This is a genomic window from Dyella acidiphila (assembly GCF_014863405.1).
Lineage (GTDB): Bacteria > Pseudomonadota > Gammaproteobacteria > Xanthomonadales > Rhodanobacteraceae > Dyella_B > Dyella_B acidiphila.
This window is the reverse complement of sequence record NZ_JACZZA010000001.1, coordinates 860655-882745: the sequence shown is the minus strand read 5'-3', so window position 1 is coordinate 882745 and position 22091 is coordinate 860655. Positions and strand designations below refer to the sequence as shown.

Sequence of the window (22091 nt, the reverse complement as noted above, 5' to 3'; positions counted from 1 at the left end):
CCCTGTGAGCCCGCTCGCGCGGGAGTGACGGCCAGCTACGCCAGCACTTCGCACCACCATGGCGGCGGCATGTCCGCCTGCGCTTGTTACTGATCTAAGGAAACACGCTCATGTCCAGCAGCATGCTCAACATCGGCATATCAGGGCTCAACGCAGCCCAGGTTGCGCTGAGCACGGTCAGCAACAACATCGCCAACGCCAGCACCAGCGGCTACAGCGAAGAAAGCGTCATCCAGGTGGAGACCATCGGGCAGAGCAACAGCCAGTACACCATCGGCAGCGGCGTGGACGTTACCGGCGTGCAGCGCGCCTACAGCCAGTACCTCACCAGCGCGCTGTGGAGCACCAACAGCAGCCTGCAGAACGCCACCACCATGAGCAACCTCACCGGTGCGCTCAACAGCCTGCTCAGCAACAGCGGCAATCTGCAGACCTCGCTGGACAGTTTCTACAGCGCCTTCAGCAATGTGGCCAATTCGCCCAGCTCTTCATCGGTGCGTCAGGCGGCGCTCGGCAGCGCTTCCTCGCTGACCAGCGTGTTCAATACCCTGGGCCAGCAGCTCAGCACGCAGTCGACGCAGGTGAACCAGCAGATCGGCACCACCGTTACCAGCATCAACACCCTTACTTCGCAGATCGCCCAGCTCAACGGGCAGATCATGGCGGCCGGCAATACCAATCCGAACCAACTGCTCGACCAGCGCGATAACCTGGTGCAGCAGCTGGCCGGTCTCACCGGCATTTCCGCCTCCACCAACAGCAACGGCTCGATCAGCGTGTATACCTCCGCCGGCGGCACGCTGGTGTCGGGCACGCAGTCCTACGCGCTGTCGTCGGGCGGCAATCAATACGATGCCACCAGCACCGACGTGTTCGACAGCAGCGGCAACGACATCACCTCGCAGCTGAGCGGCGGCTCGCTCGGCGGCTTGATCAACTACCGCAATACCGTGCTGCAGCCGGCGCAGAACGCACTGGGCCAGTCGGCGATCGCGCTGGCTTCCAGCGTCAACGGCCAGCAGGCGCAGGGCCTGGATCTCAACGGCAAGCAAGGCGCGGCGATGTTCAGCGTGGGCACGCCGGACGTGATGGGCTCGAGCAAGAACACCGGCACCGCCACGGTCGGCGCGAGCATCAGCGATGTGTCGCAGCTCACCAGCTCCGACTACATTCTTACCTATACCGGCAGCGGTACCGGCACCAATGGCTGGAGCCTGAAAACCACCAGCGGCCAGAGCGTGGCGCTGACTGCCAATAGCGACGGCTCGCTGTCCGCCAACGGCCTTACCTTCAATGTGTCGGGCACCGCGCAGCAGGGCGACAGCTATGAGATCGAACCCACGCGCAATGCTTCCACGTCGCTGTCGGTAAGCATGACCGACTCGGACGGCATTGCCGCCGCCGCTGCGCTCAGCGCAACGGCCGGCAAGAGCAACACCGGCACCGGCGCGGTCAGCTCGGTCAGCGTTACCAATAGCAGCAATACCAACCTGCTGTCCGGCGCCACCATCACCTTCGGTGCGGGCGGCGCGTACACGGTCACCGACGGCGCCGGCAACACCACCACCGGTACCTACACCTCGGGCCAGCCGATTACCGCCGACGGCTGGAGCCTCAGCCTTACCGGCACGCCGGCCAGTGGCGACAGCTTCAGCGTGGCGGCCAATACCAACGGCCTCAACAGCAATGCCAACGCGCTTGCGCTGGCCGGGCTGGCCGACACCGGCGTGCTCGACGGCGGCAAGACTTCGGTGGTGGACAGCTATTCCAACCTCACCGCGCAGATCGGCACCGCCGGCAGCCAGGCCAGTGCCGAGCTGACCACGCAGACCAATCTGTACAGCGAAGCGGAAGGCAACCAGCAAAGCCTGGCCGGCGTGAACCTCAACCAGGAGGCCGCCAACCTGGTGCAGTACCAACAGGCCTACCAGGCTTCGGCACAGGTCATTGCGACCGCACAGCAGCTGTTTACCAGTTTGATTACCGCGATGGAGCAAGGCTGATCATGATGCGCATCTCCACTAGCTGGATGTACCAGCAACAGGTCAACACCATGATGGGCCAGCAGAATTCGCTGGACGAAACGCAGAACGAGATCAGTACGGGCTACGCCATCAACGTGGCCTCGGACAATCCGGTCGGTGCGGCACAGATCGTGGGCCTCAACCACATCATGGCCGAGAACACCCAGTACACCAGCAACATCAACAGCGCCAACACGCGCCTGTCGACCGAAACCAGCACGCTCAGCAGCGTCAGCAACCTGCTCAACAGCGTGAACGATATCGGCCTGGGCGCAATCAACGGCGCGATGTCCTCGTCCGACCTCAGCAACATGGCCACCCAGCTCACGCAATACCGCAACGAGCTGGTGCAGTTGGCCAATACCACCGATGCCAATGGGCAGGCGCTGTTCTCCGGCACCAGCAACACCACCACGCCGTTCGTGATGAACAGCAGCACCGGCGCGGTCACGTACGCCGGCAACGATCAGCAGTCGTTCTCCGCCATCGGCGCCGGCCTGCAGATCGCCAGCAACGATCCGGGCAGTTCGTTGTTCATGAACCTGCCGGCGGGCAACGGTTCGTTCGTATCCAGTGCCGCCAGCAGCAATACCGGCACCCTGGTGGTGGGCGCCAACAGCGTTTCCGACGCCAGCGCGTTTGCCACCGCTACGGCCTCGGGGCCGATCAACGACACCATTACCTTCGGCGCCAACGGTACCTACAGCGTGACCGACGCCAGCGGCAATCCGGTGCTCGACAGCAGCGGCAATCCCGTCACCGGCACCTACACCGATGGCGGCAGCATCAGCTTCGACGGCATGTCGATCAGCATGAGCGGCACGCCTGCGGCAGGCGATACGGTGAGCGTGCAGTCAGACAGCGCGTCCAATACGCAAGATGTCTTCACCACGCTCAACAACATGATCAACGCGCTGCAAAGCGGCGGCAGCACCGCGCAGATCACCAATACCCTCAACCGCCAGCTCGAAGCACTCGGCCAGGCGATGAACAGCGTGTCCAACACGCAGGTATCGGTGGGCAGCCGCATGGATACGCTGACCCAGCAGCAAAGCGACTACTCGGACTTGAGTGTCACCTATCAAAGCGCGTTGAACGACGTGCAGAACGTGGATATGGCCACGGCGATCAGCAATCTCTCCCTGCAGTCGACCGCCTTGCAGGCATCGCAGCAGGTGTTCGCCAAGATCCAGGGCACCAGTCTGTTCAATTACCTGCAGAGCTGAAGCTCTGCACACTGATTCCGAAGGCACAGTCATGCTTCGACAAATCGTCAAGGACTATGCGGTGGTTGATCCCATCGTCAATTCCACCCTGCAGCCCGGCGGCGAATCGGCTTCGCCCAAAGAGCTGATCTTTCACATCATGCAGGACAACGCCGCCAAGGTCGAAGTGCTGGATATCGGCTTCGGCAAGGGCAACCTGGGCGAAATGATCAAGGCCAATGCGCAGACGGCGCACTGGTCGGTGGATGGCGTGGACGGCTTCGAAGGCAGCTGCAATCACCCTGCGCTGTTCGAGCGCAAGATCTACCGCAACGTGTGGCACGGGCTGGCGCAGGCCGTACCGTCCGACAAGTTCGCCAAGTACGACATCATCTGCCTGCTCGATGTGATCGAGCACATGACGGCCGATACCGCCAGGTGGCTGCTGCGCACCTTGCTTACCAGCATGGGCGACAACGCGTTCCTGTTCGTCAGCACGCCGCTGTGGTTCTACCCGCAGCACAGCCAGCAGAGCGGCGACCTGGAAGAACACCTGATCGGCGTGCCGGCCAGCTCGATGATGGCGCTGATCCCGATCATGTATGCGATGAACCATCCGCTGATCGGCGGCTTCGTGCTGGGTAAGCGCAGTCTGGAATTCATCGAATTCTTCCAGCCGACCAGCGACAAGGGTTTTTCGTATGAGCGTGGCTTGTTTGTGGCCAATGCGATCAACTTCCAGTGTGTGCCTGGCAAGTTGTTCAAGCTGGGCTGATGCGCTTGGCGTAGGTTGGGTTACCCCCGGACTTGATCCGGGGGTAACCCAACGATCTATCTTCGTAGCGACATCGTTGGGTTACGCTGCGCTAACCCAACCTACCCGATCTATCTGGCTAGTGTGTAAGTAGTTCGCGCTGTGTTTCCTGCGCGACCGCCAGCGCCACTTTCGCATCCAGCACGCCGCACTTCTCGTCGGCCAGCAGCTTGTCCAGCGATGGACGGTCCAGAATCGCCAGCGTATGCCGCAGGCCGTGCGAGGCCGAAAAAGCTGGCGCAAAGCCGGAGCCGTAGATCATCCGGAAAATACGGATCGGTACATCGCCGTGTTTCTGCTCGATATCGCGCCCTTTGAAAGCCTGGCGCAGGCACGCGTGTGATGAGTCTTTTTTGCGCATGACAACCCCCTGATCTGCACGGCCGACTGCAGGCCGCATGATGTTCCATACATAAGCCGTGCCAGCAGGGCGCAAGGCCGGGGCGTGGGCCGCGCAACCGCAGCGCGGCGCCGCTCTCTGCCGATTGGCCTATGGCCGGCTTTTGCGCCCGGCGGCTAGGCTAGGCATCGCTAAGGGGCACTTTCTGACCACCGCCAGCAGCGGCCGGGCCGCGATCGAGGTGAGCATGTCCAACCGAACTGCCAGCTGCTATTGCGGCCAGCTCAGCATCGAGGTGCAGGGCGATACCCTGGGCGTGGGTATCTGTCACTGCCTGGCCTGCCAGCAGCGCACCGGCAGCGTATTTGCCGCGCTGGCGGCGTATGCCGTGCCGTTCACCGTGCGCGGCAATGCGACCGAATTCGTGCGCATCGGCGATCACGGCGCGCACTACCGCTTTCGCTTCTGCCCGGTCTGCGGCAGCAATGTATTCCACACGGAAGAGGGCAATGACCAGTATGTGATAGTGGCGGTGGGTGCATTTGCCGATCCGGCGTTTCCCGCGCCACAGGATTCGGTCTACGAATGCCGCCGGCATGCGTGGGTGCAAGTACCCGAGGCTGCAATGCGTTATCCGCAGGATCCACCCTGATCCTGCATGCGGGCCGCGATCGCGTAGCCAAGTTCCCTATAATGCGTGCACGACAGGACCGAGCAGCACGCCAGCCGTGCGCTGCCGCAGGACGCCATCACAGGGGAACAACATGCTTCGACAGCAAAAGCTCATCGGCAGCGCATTGATCGTGCACGCCGTGTACGGCGTGGGTTGGATTTGCGAATCGTTTGAGCGCGCTGCTTCGCCGGCCTTGTTTGTCGCACTGAACGTGTTGCTCGCCGTACTCGGACTGAGTGCCGGCATCGGCTATCTCAAGCAGGCCGATTGGGCGCGCTCGCTCGCGCAACTGTTCTATTTCGTGCAGATACCGCAGCTGGCCATCGGCTTCGTTGCCTGGAGTTTCACGCTGGGGCTGCAGATGGTGTTCTCGGTCGGCTGGATCGATTTTGGCCAGATCGGCGTCAATGTGGTGGCCCTGGCGATGCTGATCTGGATCACCCGGTTCCGCCGTCAGCCGGTAACGCCGGCTGTAGCCGGCGAGGCGTAGCAAGCGGGCTGGATCAGCACGGCTGATCCAACCCGGCGCGCAACATCGGCGTGGCTCAGTGCTGGTAGTAGTAGGGCTGATCGATATCCTGCAGCAGCCCCATATGCGTGGGCTGCCAGCCCAGCTGTTCGCGCGTCCACTGGCTTGAGGTGGGGTTCTCGAACGCGGCGAAGTGCGCAAACCAGTCGAAGTAGTCGGCAGCTTCTTCCGGCGTTTTGCTGAGCACCGGTACACCCAGATGGCGGCCGATGGTGATGGCGATATCGCGGAACGGTACGCCTGAATCGGTAGTGCCGTGGTAGTGCGCACCTGCCGTGCCTTTTTCCAGCGCAAGCCGGTACAGGCTCGCGGCATCATGGCGATGCACGCCGGGCCAGCGGTTGAGGCCGTCGCCGATATACGCGGCGGCGCCTTTTTCGCGCGCCCGCTGGATCAGCTGCGGTATGAAGCCATGATCGCCTTCGCCGTGCACCGATGGCGGCAGGCGGACCACGCCCACGCGCAGGCCGCGTTCGACCAGCGCGGCGGCGGCTTGCTCGGAAGCGACGCGCGGAATCGCCGTGCTGGCCGGCATATGTTCCTCGGCCAGGCGCGGTGCGGAGAGCAGGCCGGTGCCGGACGTGATCACCAGCGGGCGGTCGCTGCCGGCCAGTGCATCGCCGAGTGCGGCGATCGCCTTGCGCTCTTTTTCGCAGTTCTCCAGGAATTTGCTGAAGTCGTGGATAAAGGCGGCGTGAATTACGCCATCCGCGGCAGCGGCGCCGCTGCGCAGGCTGTCCAGGTCTTCCAGTGTGCCGTGGTGTACGTCTGCGCCCGCGGCGCTCAATGCGGCGGCGCTTGCATCCGAGCGGGCCAGGCCCAGTACCTTGTGGCCGTGGGCGATCAATTCTTTGACGATGGCGGAGCCGATAAAACCGGTAGCGCCGGTAACGAAAACACGCATGTTAAAGTCCCTCGGTGGATCAACTGCGGGCGATGATCGGGCGAGGGCCGCCGGCCAACTAGCCGGGACGTTATACCGGTATCGCCACTAACAGGCTTGGCAGTTACGGGGGCTTTGCAGTAACGGGCTCGGCAGTAACGGTTTAGGCAATTCATCATGGCCATCACTGAAGAAAATCTGCTCGGCGCGTTCCTGAAGGATCGCCGCGCGCGCCTGGATCCGGCCACGTTCGGCTTTTCTTCCGCGCGCCGCCGCACGCCGGGCCTGCGCCGCGAAGAAGTGGCGCAACGCGCCAATGTCAGCGCCACCTGGTACACCTGGCTGGAGCAGGGCCGCGGCGGTGCGCCTTCCACCGAAGCGCTGGAACGCATTGCGCAGGCGCTGGCGCTTACCGCAGTGGAACGCGAGCACCTGTTCCTGCTGGCGCAGCACCGTTTGCCGGCACTGCGCTACGAGGTGACGGAGAGCGTGCCGCCGCAGCTGCAGCGCGTGCTGGATGCCATGGTGTTCAGCGCCGCCATCGTGACCAATGCCACCTGGGACATTCTGGCCTGGAATCACGCCGCTACGGTGGTGCTTACCGACTATGCCGCGCTGCGCCCGGAGCAGCGCAATGTGCTGCGCATGATGTTCACCCATCGGCCAGTCCGCGAGGCGCAGGTCGACTGGGAAAGCGTCGCCCGCTTCGTGGTGGCGGCATTCCGCGGCAACACCGCGCGCCTGGGCACGTCAGAGCGGGCGCAGTCGCTGGTGGAAGAGTTGTCGCGCAGCAGTCCGGAGTTTGCGGCGATGTGGCGCGACAACGATGTGCGTAACTACGGGCAGGGCCGGAAATACCTGCACCATGCCGTGCTCGGGCGTATCGCGCTGGAGTTTTCGTCGTTTGCGGTCGATGGCCGGCCCGATCTCAGCATGGTGGTGTACAACCCGGCCGCGGAAGATGCCGAGCGGATTGTCGCGCTGATCCGTTCGCAAGCGGCGCCGCGCTGACCGGCGCCGCCGGCGCGTTCAATCGAGCTTCTGCCACACCACTTCGCCGTGTGCGCCTTCCGCCGCACCGCTGCTGGGCTTGGCCACGATATAGGTGAGCTGGTTGCCGTCCAGCGTATAGCCGGTGCTGCCGCCATGACCGTTCCAGTTGGGGAACGACGCCTGCTCGATATGCGTGCGCATCTGCTTGTCCATCACGGCCACGCTGCCGAAGTGCGCATTGCTGTCGAGCGAGGCGGCGCGATATTCCTCGGGCGTACCCTTGGATTTGTCGCCGGCCGCGAACGGCGCACGGCCGGCGCGCACCATCTGCATCATGTAATGGCCATGCGCATCGATCATCCACAGGCCCTGCGGATGCGGGCCATACAATTCGACGCGATGGCCATCGGGATAGACGTTGTCGCAGCGGACCAGGGTCCAGGTGCCGACCAGCCAGTCCGGCACGCGCAGCATGTCTGCTGCCGCCGTACCGGTGCCTTGTTGCGGCTGGGCGTTGCCTGCACTGGCGGCAAGGGCGAGTACGGCAGCCGCGAAAACACTGCAAAGAAGACGCATGGGTAACTCCTTGGGGCGGGGAGACGCGCATGCAGCCTAGGTCGTCGGCGAATGGCGCAACACCGGTACCGGGCGTATTTCTGTGATCGCAAATCGATATGATCGAAGGCAGCGGCAGCGCCGTACCGAAGGAGTCGATCCATGCGTCACTGGCTGTTTATGGCTTGTGCGATTCTCACCGAAGTGATCGGCACGCTGGCGATGAAATACGGCACCAGCCACGATGCGCACGTGCTCGGCCTGGGCGTGATGTACGTGATGCTGGTGCTCTCCTACACCACTTTGGCATTGGCGGTAGCGCGCATTCCGCTGGCGGTGGCCTACGGTGCCTGGGAAAGCCTGGGCCTGGTGCTGATCAGCCTGTGCAGCGCGTGGCTGTTTGCCGAGACGCTGGGCGTGCTGAAGATGGCGGCGATCGCGGTGATCATCGTCGGCATCGTGCTGCTGGAACACGGCACTGAGGAAAAGCCGGAGCACGCTGATGCTGCCTGAGTTCGCGCCCATCCACCTGCTGTATCTGGCGCTGGCGATCGTGCTGGAAATCGCCGCGAACGTGTTGATGAAGTTTTCCGCCGGCTTTACCCGCAAGCTGCCGGCAATGACCGCCATTGTCTGCGCGCTGGCCGCCTTCACCGCGCTGAGCTATGCGATCGAGGGTATCCAGCTGTCGGTGGCGTACGGGATCTGGGGCGGGGTGGGCTTGATTGCCACCGCCATCCTGGGCATCACCTTGTTCGGCGAGCGCCTGCGGCCGTCGGGCTGGCTGGGCCTGGCGCTGATCCTGGGCGGCGTGGTGCTGTTGAAGTTCAGTTGATGGGTGACGCCGGGCGGTCGTCAAGAATTTGCGATCCTGGTCGTGTCCGCACGGGCGGCAGGGCTTTTTCAAGGCACCGGGCTTACACTGAAATGCGTTGAGGGTTCGCGATGCTTTTTGCTCGTCATCCCAGCGAAAGCCGGGATCCAGCGTCTTTCTGCACCGAAGGCACTGGATCCCGGCTTTCGCTGGGATGACGGCGAGGCCGATTGCGCGAGATGGCTCAGGAAAAAAGCCCGAGCAGCCTCGGGCTGCAGGGCGATTTCACTCCTGGCCGCAGCTGCCGATGTACTTGGCAGCGGCCGGGCAGTGCTAAAAAAGCAATTCAATAAGGTGGGGGCATGGCAAACGTATCGTTGCAGCGCGAATGGCCGGTTCATATCGGCATCGCGGTCGGATATGCACTGTTCTATGTTCTGATTCATCCGTTCTCTACGTCGCACTGGCCGATTCATGCAGGCGTCCGCTTCGCGTGCCTGCTGCTGTTTCCGTATCGCTTCTGGCCCGCGCTGTTGCTGGGCGAAGGCGTGGCGAATTTCTATGAGGTTTACCCGTGCCTGGATTCGCTGGGGCGCAACTGGGTGATCGCGCGCTCCGTGCCGCCCATCCTGCCGATCATGCCGATCGTCTGGTGGTGTCGCGAGAGAATGCCGCCGCTGCCGTCCAGCCAGTACATCGACATCAAGGCCTTGCTGGTCTGCATCCTGTTGGCTTCCATCGGCGGCATGGTCTACAGCTCGCTGGCCGGCTTTGTGTCAACGCCACAGAGCGGCCATCCCGCTTTTGGCGTGGACTGGGTGACAGTGTTTTTCCTGGGGCCTTGCCTGGCCATTTTTTCGGTGGCGCCCTGGGTGTTGCTGGCCAGCCTGTATTACCGGCGGGGTCGTTGGCGCGAGCAGCTTGCGGCGATGCTGTCGAACCGGCTCACGTTCGATCTGGCCGTTTTTTTCCTGCCGTGCGCGGCCGTTATCGAATGGATCGTGGTGCACAACGAAGGGCAGACCCGGCTGCTGGCCCCGATGGCCATGTTCATCCCGCTGGTGTGGCTGACACTCAGGCATGGCTGGCGCGCTGCAGCGGTAGGCAGTCCGGTGGCGATTGCCGCCATGACCTTGCCGGTATCGCTGGAAGACTTTATCGATGAGCGGATGTTGCCCACTCCCGCCATGGTGTTTCTGGTGCTGGCCGTCGCCGGACTGTTCGCCCTGGGCGCGCGCATCAGCACGCAACTGATGCGCGAGGCGGCCGAACAGGAAAGCGCGGCCAATGCGCAGCGGTTTGCCAAGCAGAGTCTGCAGCTGGGCGAGCAGCGCATGCGCCAGACCTCGATGGCGCTGGAATACCTGGCCGGCAATCTGCACGTCAACAATGCGCACCTGCTCGAGCAGATGCGGCGGATCGTGCCGAACATCGAAAGCCATGCGTTTTACAAGCAGGCCATGGCGACGCACAGCCAAGTTTATCGCTTGGCCGAAAGCATGCATCCGATCGCCTGGCGCGAGCGCGGCCTGCCGGCAGCATTGAACGAAACCATTGCGCGCGCGTTGGACGAGGCCGGCATTGCCTATCGCTGCGACATCACCGGACGCGGTTTCACCCGGATGGCGCCGAGTGTGTTGTCTGCGACGTACCGCATTGCCTGCGAAGCGGTGGTGTACATCAGCTCGCGGCTGGCCTGCAGCAGGATCAGGCTGACGCTTCGCGGCGGCGAGACCCATGGCCGCCGCTGGCTGGTGCTGCGCGTCGAGGGCGTGTTGGATCCGTCGTCGTCGGCCAATCCTGCGCATTTTGCGGAGGACCGGCAGCGGCTGCCGGCCAAGCTGGGTGCCAGCGCGCTCAATGTGCAGGAACTGCGCGATCACGTAGGTATTTTCGACGGTGTCCTGCATACCCAGGTGTCCAGGGACCGGCTCAGGATGACCGCGCTGCTGCACGATGCCGTGCCCGAGGTGCTGAAGGAGGCGGCCGCCGCCGCGCCCATGCGCCTGTGGGTGAAATAGCCATGCCGCGCGGTCGCCGAGATGTGCAGACGGAGGGTCGTGAAATGGACGGTTTTACCGCCGCCGGCGGGGTGTCGGGGCGGCGGCCGTCTTCACAAACGCCACCTACTTCACGGTTTGGCGCAAACCGGCGGCCGGCAGCGGAATTTTGACGCGGCTAAATCGTTGATGGGCATAGGATGACAGCGCTGGCCAGGATTCGGGGGAAGACACCTGGGCTCACGCCGATTTCACGCCCGAAATTGTTTGATAATTGGTTAATTAGGCAGAGATTTGGTGCCTAGGCGGCAGGCACATACAGGTTGTTCGACTAAGGGGCGAAGCATGGCAAAGGTATCGTTACGAAGCGGCTGGCCGGCACACGTTGGTGTCGCCGTCGGCTATGCGCTGCTTTACCTTGCGGTGCATCCGATCACTACCTTGAACTGGCCGATTCACGCCGGCATCCGTTTCGCCTGCCTGCTGTTGTTTCCGTACCGCTTCTGGCCCGCGCTGCTGGTCGGCGAAGCGTTGCCGAATCTGTACGAAGTGCTCCCCTGCCTGGATTCGCTCGGCCGCAACTGGGTGATGGTGCGCTCCATCCCGGCGCTGGTTCCGATCATGCCGATCGTCTGGTGGTGCCGCGAAAAAATGCCGCCCTTCCCGGCCAAGCGGCTGGTGGACATCAAGGCGCTGATCGTGTGCATCGTGCTGTGCTCGGTGGGCGGCATGCTGTACAGCACGCTGGCCTATGCGATGTGCCGCCCGTTCCTGGCCGCCGATGCCGATAGCGTGCCGCTGGCATCGATCCAGTTCCTGCTCGGGCCGTATGTAGTGATCCTGTCGGTAGTGCCGTGGCTGGTGATGGCCAAGCTCGACTATCGCCCGGGGCATTTCCGGGAACAGCTGCGGCAGACGCTGTCCAGCAAGCTGTTCATGGACACCATTGCCTTGCTGCTGCCCTCCATTGCGATCCTGGCGTGCCTGCGCACGGTGGTGAAGGATCCCTTCGATCAAATCGCTTCGCTGGCCATGTTCCTGCCCATGGCATGGCTGACGCTCAAGCACGGCTGGCGTGCCGCCGCGGTAAGCGGAACCATCGCGATCCTGTGCATCTGCCTGCCGCTGGATGTGTCCGACAAGCTGCAGACCAGGGCTTACGAGAGCATGGTGTTCGTGGTGATCGGCGTCACCTGCCTGTTCGTGCTCGGCGCGCGCATCAGCGCCCAGCTGCTGCAGGAAGAGAAGGAGCGCCGCAGCGCCATGAATGTGCAGCGCCTGGCGCGGCAGACCATGCAGATGGGCGAGCAGCGCATGCGGCAGACTTCGCAGGCGCTGGAATACCTGGCCGGCACGCTGCATGTGACCAACAGCCGCCTGCTCGAACAGATGCGCCGCATCGTGCCGAACATCGAAAGCCACGCCTTCTACAAGCAGGCGATGGCAGCGCAGACGCAGATCTACCAGCTGGCCGAAAGCATGCATCCGCTGACCTGGCGCGAACGCGGCTTGCCGGCGGCGCTCAATGACACAGTGGCGCGTGCGCTGGATGAGGCGGGCATCGCCTACCGCTGCGAAATCACCGGCCGCGGTTTCACCCGCCTGGCTTCACCGGTGCTGACGGTTACTTACCGCGCGGCGTGCGAGGCCATCACCTACGTAACCTCCCGCCTGGCCTGCAGCCGGGTGCGGCTGGTTCTGCGCGGCGGCGAAACCCAGGGCCGGCGCTGGGTGGTGATTCGCGTGGAAGGCGTGCTGGAAGATACCGGCGTGGCCAACGCCGTCTACTTTGCCGAAGAGCGCAAGCGCCTTGGCACGAAGCTCGGCGCCAGCGGACTGGATATCTCCGAAATGCGCGACAACGTCGGGATTTTCGACGGTGCCCTGCATCTGCGCTCGTTCAAGGACCGCCTGCGCATCACGGCCCTGTTGCACGACGCCTCGCAAGAGCAAGAGGCGCAAAGGGCTGCGTCGCACTCTGCAGCACCTCTGCGCCTGTGGGTGAAGTAAGTATTTCTTGCCTATAGCCGTCGCGTGACGCGACGGCTATCACGAGCCACCGGTGCCGCTGCAGTTCTTGCCCTCGCACAGATCCGCCTGCACATTGCTGGCGCTGAACTGAGTGGTTCCATCGCTTTGCGGCGTGGCGGTCACGGCGGTGGTGCCGTCGTTGTAGACCGTCTGCGTGGTCGTGCTGGTGGAAGACGAGGACGAATTGGTGGCGACGTTGCTCGAATCGACGCCGACCGGCAGCGCAAATGCAGTGCCATTGACGGTGCCCACTGCCGCGTGCACGGTGCCATTCAAGTCATTGACCTGGATGTACTTCACGCCGTTGAGCACGAATACGTACACGTGCCAGTTCGGGCTGGCGCTGAGATCGGCGGCGTCCGGCCAGGCCTGGCCCAGGCCGGTGGCGGGCGCGGCGGTCTGGGCGAAGGCGGTGGAAGCCGCGCACAGAGCGACCAGGCTGGCCAGAGCAGTTTTGCGGATGAAGCGTGCGTGCGTGCGCATGGGTTTCCCCTAATGAATGGTAGCGGCCTACCGGAAGCAGAAATGTAACAGGGGAAATGTGGTTAAAAGAGCAGCATTTTTCACGGATGTGAAAATGTTCAGCGAGCCGCCAATAGCGGCTCGCCTTCACATTTCATTGACGTGGTTTCGTGCTTGGATTTCGGGCTGCCGCAACGCCCGCTCAACGGCTCAGTTGGGCAGCCACGCGTCGCGCCACTGCAGCAGTTTGTCGTCGGTGAGCATCCAGTCGCGCTGCACGGCATCGCGCAGGGCATCGCCTGTTTTTGCAGTGGCGTCCAGGTCGTCCAGATGCATGCGGATCGCCGCGATCCACTCTTTGTAGCGGTTCTTCACCCGTGTCACCGGCAGCGCGTTGTCGTAGCAGACGATGTCGGTGCACACCACCGGAAAACCGCAGGCACCGTATTCGAGCAGGCGCAGATTGCTCTTGCACTCGTTGAAGGTGTTGTTTTCCAGCGGCGCCAGGGCCAGGTCCAGGTTCAGCGAAGCCAGCTTGCGCGGATACTCTTCGATCGGCACGCCGTTGTGAAATTCGTGAATGTACGGCCGCAGTTTGTCCGGGCACATGCCGAAGAACACCCATTCCACTTCATCGGCCAGGTCGCGCACCACGTCGGCGATCAATTCCAGATCGCCGCGATGGCTGGAGCCGCCACCCCAGCCCACGCGCGGCTTGCGGCCCACGCGGCGCTGGCTGACCGGCAGGTCGCCCCACCAGTCGGTCGGCAGGCGGTTGTGCACCACGCGGATATCGGCATGGAAGCCCTTGAACTGCTCGGCCAGCGTTTCGGTGGAGACCACGAAACGGTCCACCGTAGCGAGCGAACGGCGCAGCGACTTCACCACGTCCTTGGGCATCAGCCCGTGGAAATGGCTCTTGATCGGAATCTGGTGGATCAAGTCGTCCAGTTCGAACACCTTGAACGCGCGCGAGAAGTCGCGATAGCTCTCCAGCAGGCGGATCTGCGTGTCGGTGATCTGGCGCTGCAAGACCAGCGAGGTCGGCTGGAAACGCTCCATCGCCACCGGCGAAAGATGCAGGCCGGCGATCATGCCTTCCACCATGCCGCTGCGCTGCATGGAATTGAACGGCTGCAGGATGCGGTAATGGCCGCAGCCATGCGCATCGGCGGCCACGCAGAACATGCGCGGCAGCAGCGGCTGACTGAACGGCTGCCAGCCCTTGCCGCGCTGCGCATCCAGTTCGAAGCCAATGCCGTCGATGCTCAGATTGATGCTGTAGGCCGGATCGCGCGCGAGCTGGCCTAGCCACTTGCGATACATCGCGCTCTGTTCGCCCTGGAAGCGCTTGGTCTTGGCGTCCTGCGCGGTCTTGTCGACCTTGGTCTGGCTGACACTGCCCACGTGCATCAGGCGTGCATACGGCGTCCATACGGTGAGATAGCCGGCCTTATTGACCTTCAGGCACAGGTCGACATCGTTATAGGAAACCTTGAAATCCTGTTCGTCCAGGCCGCCGACTTCGTCGTATACCGATTTGCGGATCATCAGGCAGGCCGCGGTGACCGCGGTGTAGTTCTGGTCCACGCGCAGGCGATGCATATAGCCATCCGATTCCATCGGCTGGCCGATAAACGGATGGTCCGCCGGGCCGCGCAGGCCCAGCACCACGCCGCCGTGCTGGATGCGTCCGTCAGGGTAATGCAGCTTGGCGCCGACGATGCCCACCTCCGGCCGCTGCGCATGATTGAGCAGCGCCTCGATCCAGTCGCCGTGCAGTACGGCGGTGTCGTTGTTGAGCAGGATCAAATACTCGCCGCGTGCCTCGCGCGCGGCGAAATTGTTGATCGCCGAATAGTTGAACGGATGCGGATAGCGCAGCACGCGGACCTGGCTGCTGTTGAGCTGGGCGATGCCGTCCAGATAGGCCAGCGCCGCCGGCTCCTCGGTGTTGTTGTCGACGATCAGCAGTTCGTAATGGGTGTAGGTGGTCTTGGACAACAGGCTGTCGATCAGCCCGTTGAGCATCGGCAGCTGGTCCTTGGTCGGCACGATGATCGACACCAGCGGCTGCTGCGCATGCCGGTACAGCACGCGATTGAAGCCGGGCAGTGCGCCGGGCTCCATCGCATGTGCCACGCCGATGCGGGCGAGGTGGGCGGAAACGATGCTGGCGCTATGCGTCTTCACCGATTCCGACGCCAGCCAGTGCGTGTACGGCAGCACGGCGCGATACATCACTTCGCCGATATGGCCGATGGTGTGCAGGCCGTCCACTTCCAGCAGGCGGAACAGCAGGTCGTGCGCAGCCATGTCGCCATAGCTTTCGTTCAAGCCGCCCAGCGCCAGGCAGCGCTCGCGCCCGAAGGCGATGGCGCGGCCCGCATACGGATAGCTGCGCAGCATGTCCAGGTTGAAATCCGGCTTGAAGATCGGATTCTCGAACACGCCCTGGCGATGCATGTCTTCGTCGGCATAGGCCGCGCGCAGATACGGCTGCGCGGCGACGCGCTCGGCCAGCAGCAGCAAGGCGGCCGGATGCAGCATGTCGCCGGCAAAGGCGAGCTGGATCCAGTCGGCCTCGCTGGTGGCGAGATGGCGGTTGACGCGCGCCACCCATGCCTCGTCGCCGGAGATCACGCTGAGCTGGTGATGCGGATAATGCTGGCTCTGCAGGCTGGCCTGAGTGATGGCGACGGCTTCGGCATCGCCGGCCGTATCGATCAGCAGTACGTCGATGCGCGGCGGCGTGCCCAGTTGCTCGATACGCTGCAGCGCTTGCGCAATCGCCACCTCGCCCAGCTGCTGCTGGGCCTGCCAGTGTTTGTAGAGATCCGAGGGCGGCGGCGGAATCAGCCACTCCGGCAGAATCTTCAAGTGGCGGTCGGTGCGGTTCCAGCAATCGCCCTCGTGGATTTCGCGGGCGAAGGATTCGTTGATGGTGCGGCCGTGTCCGATCCATTCGGCGGACGCGTCGATCATCAGGCGCTTGCACAGCCAGGTCACCCGCTCAACCGGCGAGGCGATGCCGAGCAGGTTTTCCAGCCCGCTTTCATAAGCGATCTGCCATAGGCCCACGTACAGCGGAATCTGCTTCTCGATCGGCTGGCGCGCATGCCATTCGCCGCCATGGAAATGCATGCCGCCGTGTTCGTCCAGATAGATATGCGTCGGCAGCGCATCCAGCCATTCGACCGGGATCTTGTCCTCGTCGTTGGCCTGCGCATAGATCAGCGCGCCCCACCGGCGCAGCAGGTTGATCAGGCGGTCGGTGCGCTGCTCGTGGATGGTCTTGCGCACTTCCACCAGCAGCGAGCGGCCGTCGGCGTAGGCATGCGGCGCGAGTGCCTGTTCGAAGCCGGCGGTGTTCCAGTACTGGCCCGGCAGCATGGCGCGCGGCAGCACCTGGATGCCGTCGCTGCCGCTGACGTAGTCGGTGACGGTGTTGAGCGCCGGCACACGGTTGTCGGCATAGGTCTGCGCCAGCAGGTTCGCGCGTAGCGGCGCTGCCACGCCGTCGCGGCGTGCGAGCAGCCACAGGCCCGGTGCATATTGTCCCAGCGTATGGGCCTCGCGATGGCGTTCCCATTGCACCGCTTCCTTGCCGCCGTCGCGCAGCAGCGCGCGCTGGGCGATCAGTTCGTCGGCGCGCAGTTCCGGCGCGGCATCGAGCGCGTGCGCGCCGATCAGCAGTTCCGGCAGCTGCGCATCGGGAAACGCCAGCTGCGTATCGATCTGGTTCAAGCCTGCCGTGCGCAGCGCTGCCTCAAGCTGGCTGCGCGTGAGCAGGTTGCGCTTGCCGGTGTCGGCCAGGCGGTTGCCGGTGGCCAGCAGCAATACGCCGCCGGGTTTCAGCGCAGCGACGGCGAGCGTAATCGCCTCGCGCAAGGCTTCGCCGCGCGGCCACGCTTCGGCGTAGTCGTCGTTGAAATGCAGGCTGACGATGTCGTAGTCCGCATGCAACTCCAGCTCGCGCAGGCTGGCCTGGAACACGCGCGCATTCGGTTGCTCGCGCAGGCGCGCGGCGATCACGCGAGCCCAGTGTGGGGCGAATTCGATCACGTCCACGCTGCAGCCGCGCTCGATCCACGCCTGCGCCAGCGCGCTGCCGCCACCGATTTCCAGCACGCGGCTGTCGGCGGCGATCTCCAGTGCTTGCAAGGGGTTGGCGCGGCGCGGCGACAGCTGCAGCGCACTGGCGCGGCCATGGATCTCCTTCGCCAGTACGGCTGCGAACAGGCCGGTGTCCTGCGTTTGCTGCAGCAGTTCGAACAGGTGCGTGGCGGTGTCGTGGATAGCCTTGTGTGCGGGACGTTCGCGCAGCGGCGAGTGGTATACGCCTTCGCCATTGCGCTCGAAGGTCTCCAGCGGCCAGCGCGGCGGCAGTACACCCAGCTGGGCCACCACGCGCAGCACGGTGTCGTCATGCGTGGTGTTGAGGATCTTGTCGTGCAGCACGAACTCGTTCCAGTCGCGCTGGCCGGTACCGTCGGCCAGGCCCTTGTTGAACTTGTACTGGCACTCTTCTTCGGACTTGCTCCAGTAATGATTGATGCGCAGGTGTTCCACCGACACCTTGTCGGAGAACGAGGCCTCGATCGGCTGGTGGTTCTCGTCCACCGCGCGCGCATCGTTGGCATAGATCATGTGATGCGGATTGCCGCAGCGTGCGACCTTCGACGGTTGCACGATGCTCTTGATATGCGCGTTCTCCGAGCGGTAGCTGCCGTCGGGCAGGCGCAGGTGCGGGTAGGGCAGGCCACCGTGCAGGTCGCCGCGGCGCAGGAAGTTCTCCAGCACGCCGCCCGGCGGTTTGCGCTGGTGGCCACCGGAGCCGAACATCACCCAGTTCACGCCCACGGCCGGGTGCTCGGCGTAATCGGCCAGCACGTCCGGCAGCAGTTTTGCCTTGGGCGAGAACAGGAATTCGTCGATGTCGAGGAAGGCCAGCCAGTCGGTTTCCTCGCCGTGAGCCTTCAGGCAGTGCTCGTACACCTGCATCTGCGCGTGCTGCTGCGGCCACTCGTGCAGCACCACCGCGCCCGACTCGATATGCATCTGCAGGGCGTCGAGGTAACGGTCGGAGCTGTTGTTGTTATAGAGGTAGAACCGCTCCACCCCCATCAGCTGATGGAACTCCACCCATTCGCGCAGATACGCGGCCTCGTCCTTGAAGATCGCGCAGATCGCAAGCACACAACGCATTTGTCTTCCTCACCTTATCTATAGGGGCGAGCGGCGGGAGCGTCGGAATTCCGACACTTCCGGGCGCTGGCGCCGGATACGGGGGTATGGAGCAAGCTTGGTGCCAAGCAATCGATGCTTGCGTAATCCGTTCCCTCCCCTGCAGGGGCAGGGGAGGGTTGGGGTGGGGTTGTTCGAGCTTGCCGCAAGCGTGTGGGCTTCACTCCACCCCGACCCTCCCCTACTTCACGTAGGGGAGGGAGCAGATCGCGCTCGTGTCGGCAGCGCGTAGGTTGGGTTAGCGCAGCGTAACCCAACGATGCGGCTACGAAGAAAGATCGTCGGGTTACGCTGCGCTAACCCAACCTACGGGGCTGTATCGAAGCGACGCATCGCATCGCCACGACGCGAGGTTGGCCCCTCACCCCGGCCCTCTCCCCGAGGGGAGAGGGAGAAAAGCGCGATCGCGTCGGCAGTGGCCGCAAAACCTTTAGGCACACTGCATCACATTTTTATGCGCCATCTCCTTGCTGCCGCTGAGATTTTTTTGCATCGAAGCGCTTAAGTATTCCCTTGACACGCCGAAAAAGTCTCCGAGGCGGTCGGCACAGCAGTTACTGGACCCCGCCGGCATGAGTACCAACTACCGGTTCCAGGAGACTTCCATGTCACTCTTTCTCAATACCAACATCGCCTCGCTGCAAGCCCAGAACAACCTGACTTCTTCGTCGAGCAAGCTGAGCACGGCGACCGAAGACTTGTCCTCGGGTCTGAAGATCAATACCGCGGCCGACAACGCCGCCGGCTATGCGATCTCGCAGCGCTTCCAGACCCAGATCGGCGGTCTGAACCAGGCCAGCCAGAACGCCAGCGACGCCATCAACTTGGCGCAGACGGCGGGTTCGGCGCTGAGCCAGATCACCTCCAACCTGCAGTCGATCCGCGATCTGGCCGTGCAGGCGGCCAACGGTACGTACCAGTCTTCCGACCGCTCCGCCATCAACACTTCGGTGCAGCAGTACCTGTCGGAAATCACCCGTATCGCCAACCAGACCACGTTCAACGGCACCAACGTGTTGAACGGTTCCACCAGCAGCCTGTCGTTCCAGATTGGTGCCAACGTCGGCCAGTCGATCAACGTGCAGCTGGGCCAGGGCGTCACCACCAGCCAGATGGGCCAGGTTTCGGAAATCTCCACGGGCGACATCAGCGGCGCGTTCCTGAACGCCTCCGGTGCCACCGGTGCGACGATGAGCCTGAGCGGTCTGTCCATCACCGGCGCTGACGGCCAGGGCTACACCTTCTCCGGCAGCATCACCGCCGGCAGTGCGCAGGACGTGGCCGATGCGATCAACGCGGCCGGCATCAACGGCGTCAGCGCAGCGGTGAACGCCAGCGGCGGCATCAACATCTACTCCACCGGCGAGCTGGCTGTTAACGGCGCCTCGGTGACGGGTGCGTCGGCGGCTTCCGCCGCTTCGGGCGGCTTTGCCAACCTCACCTCCGGTGCACTGTCCTTCGGCGCCAGCGGTATCGGTGCGGCGGCCTCGGGCTTCGCAGCCTCGGGTGCGGCTTACACGGCGGGCAATGTGATCGAAGCCTCCGGTTCGCTGGCAGGCGGCGATGTTTTGACGGTGGACGATGCCAACCAGCTGATCTCGCGTATCGATGCGGCCCTGACCACGGTCAGCACCTTCTCCAGCAACCTGGGTGCCGTGCAGAACCGCTTCCAGTCCGCGATCTCCACGCTGAGTGCGCAGCAGACCAACCTGACTTCGTCGCAAAGCTCGATCCAGGACACCGACTTCGCCGCTACCACGGCGCAGTTGAGCCAGGCGCAGGTGTTGCAGCAGGCAGGTATCTCGGTGCTGGCAACCGCCAACTCCGAACCGCAGAACATCCTGAAGCTGTTGCAGTAACAGGTAGTACCGGCCACGGCAAAACGCCGTGGCCGGGTTTTTGCTTGAAGGGTTCTGGCGGCGTGTTTGGCCGCCAGAAAACTTACGCGAGCCGCCGGCAAAGCACATCAGAGTGTGTTTTGCCGGCAGCTTGGCGGAACGGCGCAAACCGCACCGTTCCGGAGAGCAACTAAGCGAGGCCTGACATGAGCAGCATCTCCAGCATCGGAAGCACTTCTACCGCGCTCTCCAGCGCGATCACCGGCTCCAGCGCCACCGGCAGCAGCAGCGCCAGCGGCGTCACCGGTGCATCCAACATCTCCGGCACCGGCATCCTGAGTTCGCTCGGCCTGGGCTCGGGCCTGGATGTGAGCTCGATCATCACCGCGCTGGTGAATGCGGCCGAAGCCGGCCCGCAGCAGCAGATCACCAATCAGACCAACTCCGACAACAACGAGATCGCCGGCCTCACCGGCCTGAGCACGGTGCTCAGCGGCCTCGAATCGGCGCTGTCGGAACTGACTTCCAGCAGCACCTACCAAACGTATAACGCCACTTTCACCAGCGGCGCTTCCGGCAGCATCGGTTCGGCCACCACGCTGCCCGACGCCACGCCCGGCACCTACGACATCTCGGTGACCCAGCTGGCCCAGGCGCAGATGCGTACCAGCACCGCCTACAGCAGCGGCGCGGCGGTGGGGGCGGGCTCGCTCACCATCGGCGTGGGCAGCAACAGCATGGATATTTCGGTGTCTTCGACCGACACCCTGGAAGACGTCGCCTCCAGCATCAACAACGCCAGCAACAATCCGGGCGTCAGCGCCACGGTGGTGTCGGGCGTGAACGGCGACCAGCTGGTGCTCACCTCCAGCAAGACCGGTACCGCCAACGGCTTCACCATCAGCGCCGACAGCGGCAGCAGCAGCGGCCTGAGCACGCTGGCCACCGGGCTCAATACCGCCGGCAACCACGAGGCGGCCAATGCGGTGCTGACGGTCGACGGTATCTCGGTCAACAGCGCCACCAACAACGTCAGCGGCGCGCTGACCGGCGTCACCATGAATCTCACTTCCACCGGCAGCTCCACGCTGACGGTGGCGCAAAGCACCGCGCCGATCAGTACCGCCGTCAACGATTTCGTCACGGCGTACAACGCCTACAACACCGCGGTCAGCCAGCTCACCAGCTACGACTCCACCACCAAGGAAGCCGGCATCCTGCTCGGCGATCCCACCCTGGCGGCGATCCAGGGCCAGCTCTCGCAGGTGATGAGCAGCTCGGTGGCCGGCAACAGCATCGGCTCGCTGGCCAATCTGGGCATCACGCGCAATTCCGACGGCAGCCTGTCGCTCAGCAGCACCCAGCTGGCCACGGCGCTGAGCAACGATCCGTCGTCGGTGCAGAACCTGTTCTCCAGCAGCAACGGCATCGCCACCCAGATGAGCAGCCTGGTGACCAACTACAACAGTAGCACCGGCATCCTGCAGACCAAGATCACCAATCTCAATTCGGATATCACCAACCTGGGTACCCAGCAGACCGCGCTGAATGCGCGCATGGCTACCTACCAGCAGCAGTTGGTGAAGCAGTACACCAATCTCGGCACGCTGATGAGCTCGCTGAACAACACCAGCTCCTACCTCACCGCGCTGAGCAAGCAGAGCAGCAGCAGCTGACGGACCG

17 protein-coding genes are annotated in these 22091 nt (G+C 63.6%); 12 read left to right on the top strand and 5 right to left on the bottom strand.

Going from position 1 to position 22091, the window contains the following annotated elements:
* Positions 1-110: 110 nt before the first annotated feature.
* From flgK to IGX34_RS04005, 3 genes are read left to right on the top strand one after another with little or no spacing between them, the layout of a single operon-like run.
* The gene (gene flgK / locus IGX34_RS04015; protein WP_192554356.1) at positions 111-2003 is read left to right on the top strand and encodes a flagellar hook-associated protein FlgK; all 1893 of its coding nucleotides are present in this window, start codon (positions 111-113) and stop codon (positions 2001-2003) included.
* Positions 2004-2005: 2 nt separating this feature from the next.
* Positions 2006-3250, top strand: coding sequence for a flagellar hook-associated protein FlgL (flgL, locus tag IGX34_RS04010; RefSeq protein WP_225737165.1), 1245 nt, complete (start codon positions 2006-2008; stop codon positions 3248-3250).
* Between the two features lie 31 nt (positions 3251-3281).
* The gene (locus tag IGX34_RS04005; RefSeq protein WP_192554355.1) at positions 3282-4004 is read left to right on the top strand and encodes a methyltransferase domain-containing protein; all 723 of its coding nucleotides are present in this window, start codon (positions 3282-3284) and stop codon (positions 4002-4004) included.
* 118 nt (positions 4005-4122) lie between these two features.
* On the opposite strand, the gene IGX34_RS04000 is transcribed toward IGX34_RS04005, so the two are convergent.
* The gene (locus IGX34_RS04000) at positions 4123-4404 is read right to left on the bottom strand and encodes a hypothetical protein (protein WP_192554354.1); all 282 of its coding nucleotides are present in this window, start codon (positions 4402-4404) and stop codon (positions 4123-4125) included.
* Positions 4405-4630: 226 nt separating this feature from the next.
* Between IGX34_RS04000 and IGX34_RS03995 the strand changes: the two genes are divergently transcribed.
* Positions 4631-5035: a GFA family protein gene (locus tag IGX34_RS03995; protein ID WP_192554353.1), complete on the top strand. Its 405-nt coding sequence runs from the start codon at positions 4631-4633 to the stop codon at positions 5033-5035.
* Between the two features lie 112 nt (positions 5036-5147).
* On the top strand, positions 5148-5546 hold the full coding sequence (locus IGX34_RS03990; protein ID WP_192554352.1) for a hypothetical protein: 399 nt from the start codon (positions 5148-5150) through the stop codon (positions 5544-5546).
* A 55-nt stretch (positions 5547-5601) separates the two neighbouring features.
* On the opposite strand, the gene IGX34_RS03985 is transcribed toward IGX34_RS03990, so the two are convergent.
* Positions 5602-6489 carry an SDR family oxidoreductase gene (locus IGX34_RS03985; protein ID WP_192554351.1) on the bottom strand — a complete coding sequence of 296 codons (888 nt, stop codon included), beginning with the start codon at positions 6487-6489 and terminating at the stop codon, positions 5602-5604.
* Between the two features lie 156 nt (positions 6490-6645).
* On the opposite strand from IGX34_RS03985, the gene IGX34_RS03980 reads away from it, so the two are divergent.
* Positions 6646-7479: a helix-turn-helix transcriptional regulator gene (locus IGX34_RS03980; RefSeq protein WP_192554350.1), complete on the top strand. Its 834-nt coding sequence runs from the start codon at positions 6646-6648 to the stop codon at positions 7477-7479.
* A gap of 18 nt (positions 7480-7497) precedes the next feature.
* On the opposite strand, the gene IGX34_RS03975 is transcribed toward IGX34_RS03980, so the two are convergent.
* Positions 7498-8037, bottom strand: a complete 540-nt coding sequence (locus IGX34_RS03975) for a lipocalin-like domain-containing protein (protein ID WP_192554349.1) — start codon at positions 8035-8037, stop codon at positions 7498-7500.
* 141 nt (positions 8038-8178) lie between these two features.
* Here IGX34_RS03975 and IGX34_RS03970 point away from each other — a divergent pair, with 141 nt between their 5' ends.
* From IGX34_RS03970 to IGX34_RS03955, 4 genes are all read left to right on the top strand, one after another.
* A complete protein-coding gene (locus tag IGX34_RS03970) occupies positions 8179-8529 on the top strand; it encodes an SMR family transporter (protein ID WP_192554348.1) in 351 nt (116 codons plus the stop codon).
* Complete coding sequence (gene mdtI, locus IGX34_RS03965) at positions 8519-8851, top strand: multidrug/spermidine efflux SMR transporter subunit MdtI (RefSeq protein WP_338015404.1); 333 nt, start codon at positions 8519-8521, stop codon at positions 8849-8851. Before IGX34_RS03970 ends, mdtI begins: the two co-directional genes overlap by 11 nt.
* 341 nt (positions 8852-9192) lie before the next feature.
* On the top strand, positions 9193-10851 hold the full coding sequence (locus tag IGX34_RS03960; protein WP_192554347.1) for an MASE1 domain-containing protein: 1659 nt from the start codon (positions 9193-9195) through the stop codon (positions 10849-10851).
* Between the two features lie 324 nt (positions 10852-11175).
* A complete protein-coding gene (locus tag IGX34_RS03955; RefSeq protein ID WP_192554346.1) occupies positions 11176-12840 on the top strand; it encodes an MASE1 domain-containing protein in 1665 nt (554 codons plus the stop codon).
* 39 nt (positions 12841-12879) lie between these two features.
* Here IGX34_RS03955 and IGX34_RS03950 read toward each other — a convergent pair whose 3' ends face one another.
* Both IGX34_RS03950 and IGX34_RS03945 read right to left on the bottom strand, forming a co-directional pair.
* Complete coding sequence (locus tag IGX34_RS03950; RefSeq protein ID WP_192554345.1) at positions 12880-13344, bottom strand: hypothetical protein; 465 nt, start codon at positions 13342-13344, stop codon at positions 12880-12882.
* A gap of 189 nt (positions 13345-13533) precedes the next feature.
* Positions 13534-18531: a glycosyltransferase family 92 protein gene (locus IGX34_RS03945; RefSeq protein WP_192554344.1), complete on the bottom strand. Its 4998-nt coding sequence runs from the start codon at positions 18529-18531 to the stop codon at positions 13534-13536.
* 644 nt (positions 18532-19175) lie between these two features.
* Here IGX34_RS03945 and IGX34_RS03940 point away from each other — a divergent pair.
* Together IGX34_RS03940 and fliD are read left to right on the top strand one after the other, a co-directional pair.
* Complete coding sequence (locus IGX34_RS03940) at positions 19176-20429, top strand: flagellin N-terminal helical domain-containing protein (RefSeq protein ID WP_192554343.1); 1254 nt, start codon at positions 19176-19178, stop codon at positions 20427-20429.
* Positions 20430-20614: 185 nt separating this feature from the next.
* A complete protein-coding gene (gene fliD / locus IGX34_RS03935) occupies positions 20615-22084 on the top strand; it encodes a flagellar filament capping protein FliD (RefSeq protein WP_192554342.1) in 1470 nt (489 codons plus the stop codon).
* Positions 22085-22091: the final 7 nt, after the last annotated feature.

What these genes read in the sequence shown, in the direction of transcription:
- fliD (WP_192554342.1), top strand. Translation starts at nt 20,615, where the DNA reads ATGAGCAGCATCTCCAGCATCGGAAGCACTTCTACCGCGCTCTCCAGC.
- IGX34_RS03990 (WP_192554352.1), top strand. Translation starts at nt 5,148, where the DNA reads ATGCTTCGACAGCAAAAGCTCATCGGCAGCGCATTGATCGTGCACGCC.
- IGX34_RS03940 (WP_192554343.1), top strand. Translation starts at nt 19,176, where the DNA reads ATGTCACTCTTTCTCAATACCAACATCGCCTCGCTGCAAGCCCAGAAC.
- IGX34_RS03945 (WP_192554344.1), bottom strand. Translation starts at nt 18,531, where the DNA reads ATGCGTTGTGTGCTTGCGATCTGCGCGATCTTCAAGGACGAGGCCGCG.
- mdtI (WP_338015404.1), top strand. Translation starts at nt 8,519, where the DNA reads ATGCTGCCTGAGTTCGCGCCCATCCACCTGCTGTATCTGGCGCTGGCG.
- IGX34_RS03955 (WP_192554346.1), top strand. Translation starts at nt 11,176, where the DNA reads ATGGCAAAGGTATCGTTACGAAGCGGCTGGCCGGCACACGTTGGTGTC.
- IGX34_RS03975 (WP_192554349.1), bottom strand. Translation starts at nt 8,037, where the DNA reads ATGCGTCTTCTTTGCAGTGTTTTCGCGGCTGCCGTACTCGCCCTTGCC.
- IGX34_RS03980 (WP_192554350.1), top strand. Translation starts at nt 6,646, where the DNA reads ATGGCCATCACTGAAGAAAATCTGCTCGGCGCGTTCCTGAAGGATCGC.
- flgL (WP_225737165.1), top strand. Translation starts at nt 2,006, where the DNA reads ATGATGCGCATCTCCACTAGCTGGATGTACCAGCAACAGGTCAACACC.
- IGX34_RS03995 (WP_192554353.1), top strand. Translation starts at nt 4,631, where the DNA reads ATGTCCAACCGAACTGCCAGCTGCTATTGCGGCCAGCTCAGCATCGAG.
- flgK (WP_192554356.1), top strand. Translation starts at nt 111, where the DNA reads ATGTCCAGCAGCATGCTCAACATCGGCATATCAGGGCTCAACGCAGCC.
- IGX34_RS04005 (WP_192554355.1), top strand. Translation starts at nt 3,282, where the DNA reads ATGCTTCGACAAATCGTCAAGGACTATGCGGTGGTTGATCCCATCGTC.
- IGX34_RS03950 (WP_192554345.1), bottom strand. Translation starts at nt 13,344, where the DNA reads ATGCGCACGCACGCACGCTTCATCCGCAAAACTGCTCTGGCCAGCCTG.
- IGX34_RS03960 (WP_192554347.1), top strand. Translation starts at nt 9,193, where the DNA reads ATGGCAAACGTATCGTTGCAGCGCGAATGGCCGGTTCATATCGGCATC.
- IGX34_RS03970 (WP_192554348.1), top strand. Translation starts at nt 8,179, where the DNA reads ATGCGTCACTGGCTGTTTATGGCTTGTGCGATTCTCACCGAAGTGATC.
- IGX34_RS03985 (WP_192554351.1), bottom strand. Translation starts at nt 6,489, where the DNA reads ATGCGTGTTTTCGTTACCGGCGCTACCGGTTTTATCGGCTCCGCCATC.
- IGX34_RS04000 (WP_192554354.1), bottom strand. Translation starts at nt 4,404, where the DNA reads ATGCGCAAAAAAGACTCATCACACGCGTGCCTGCGCCAGGCTTTCAAA.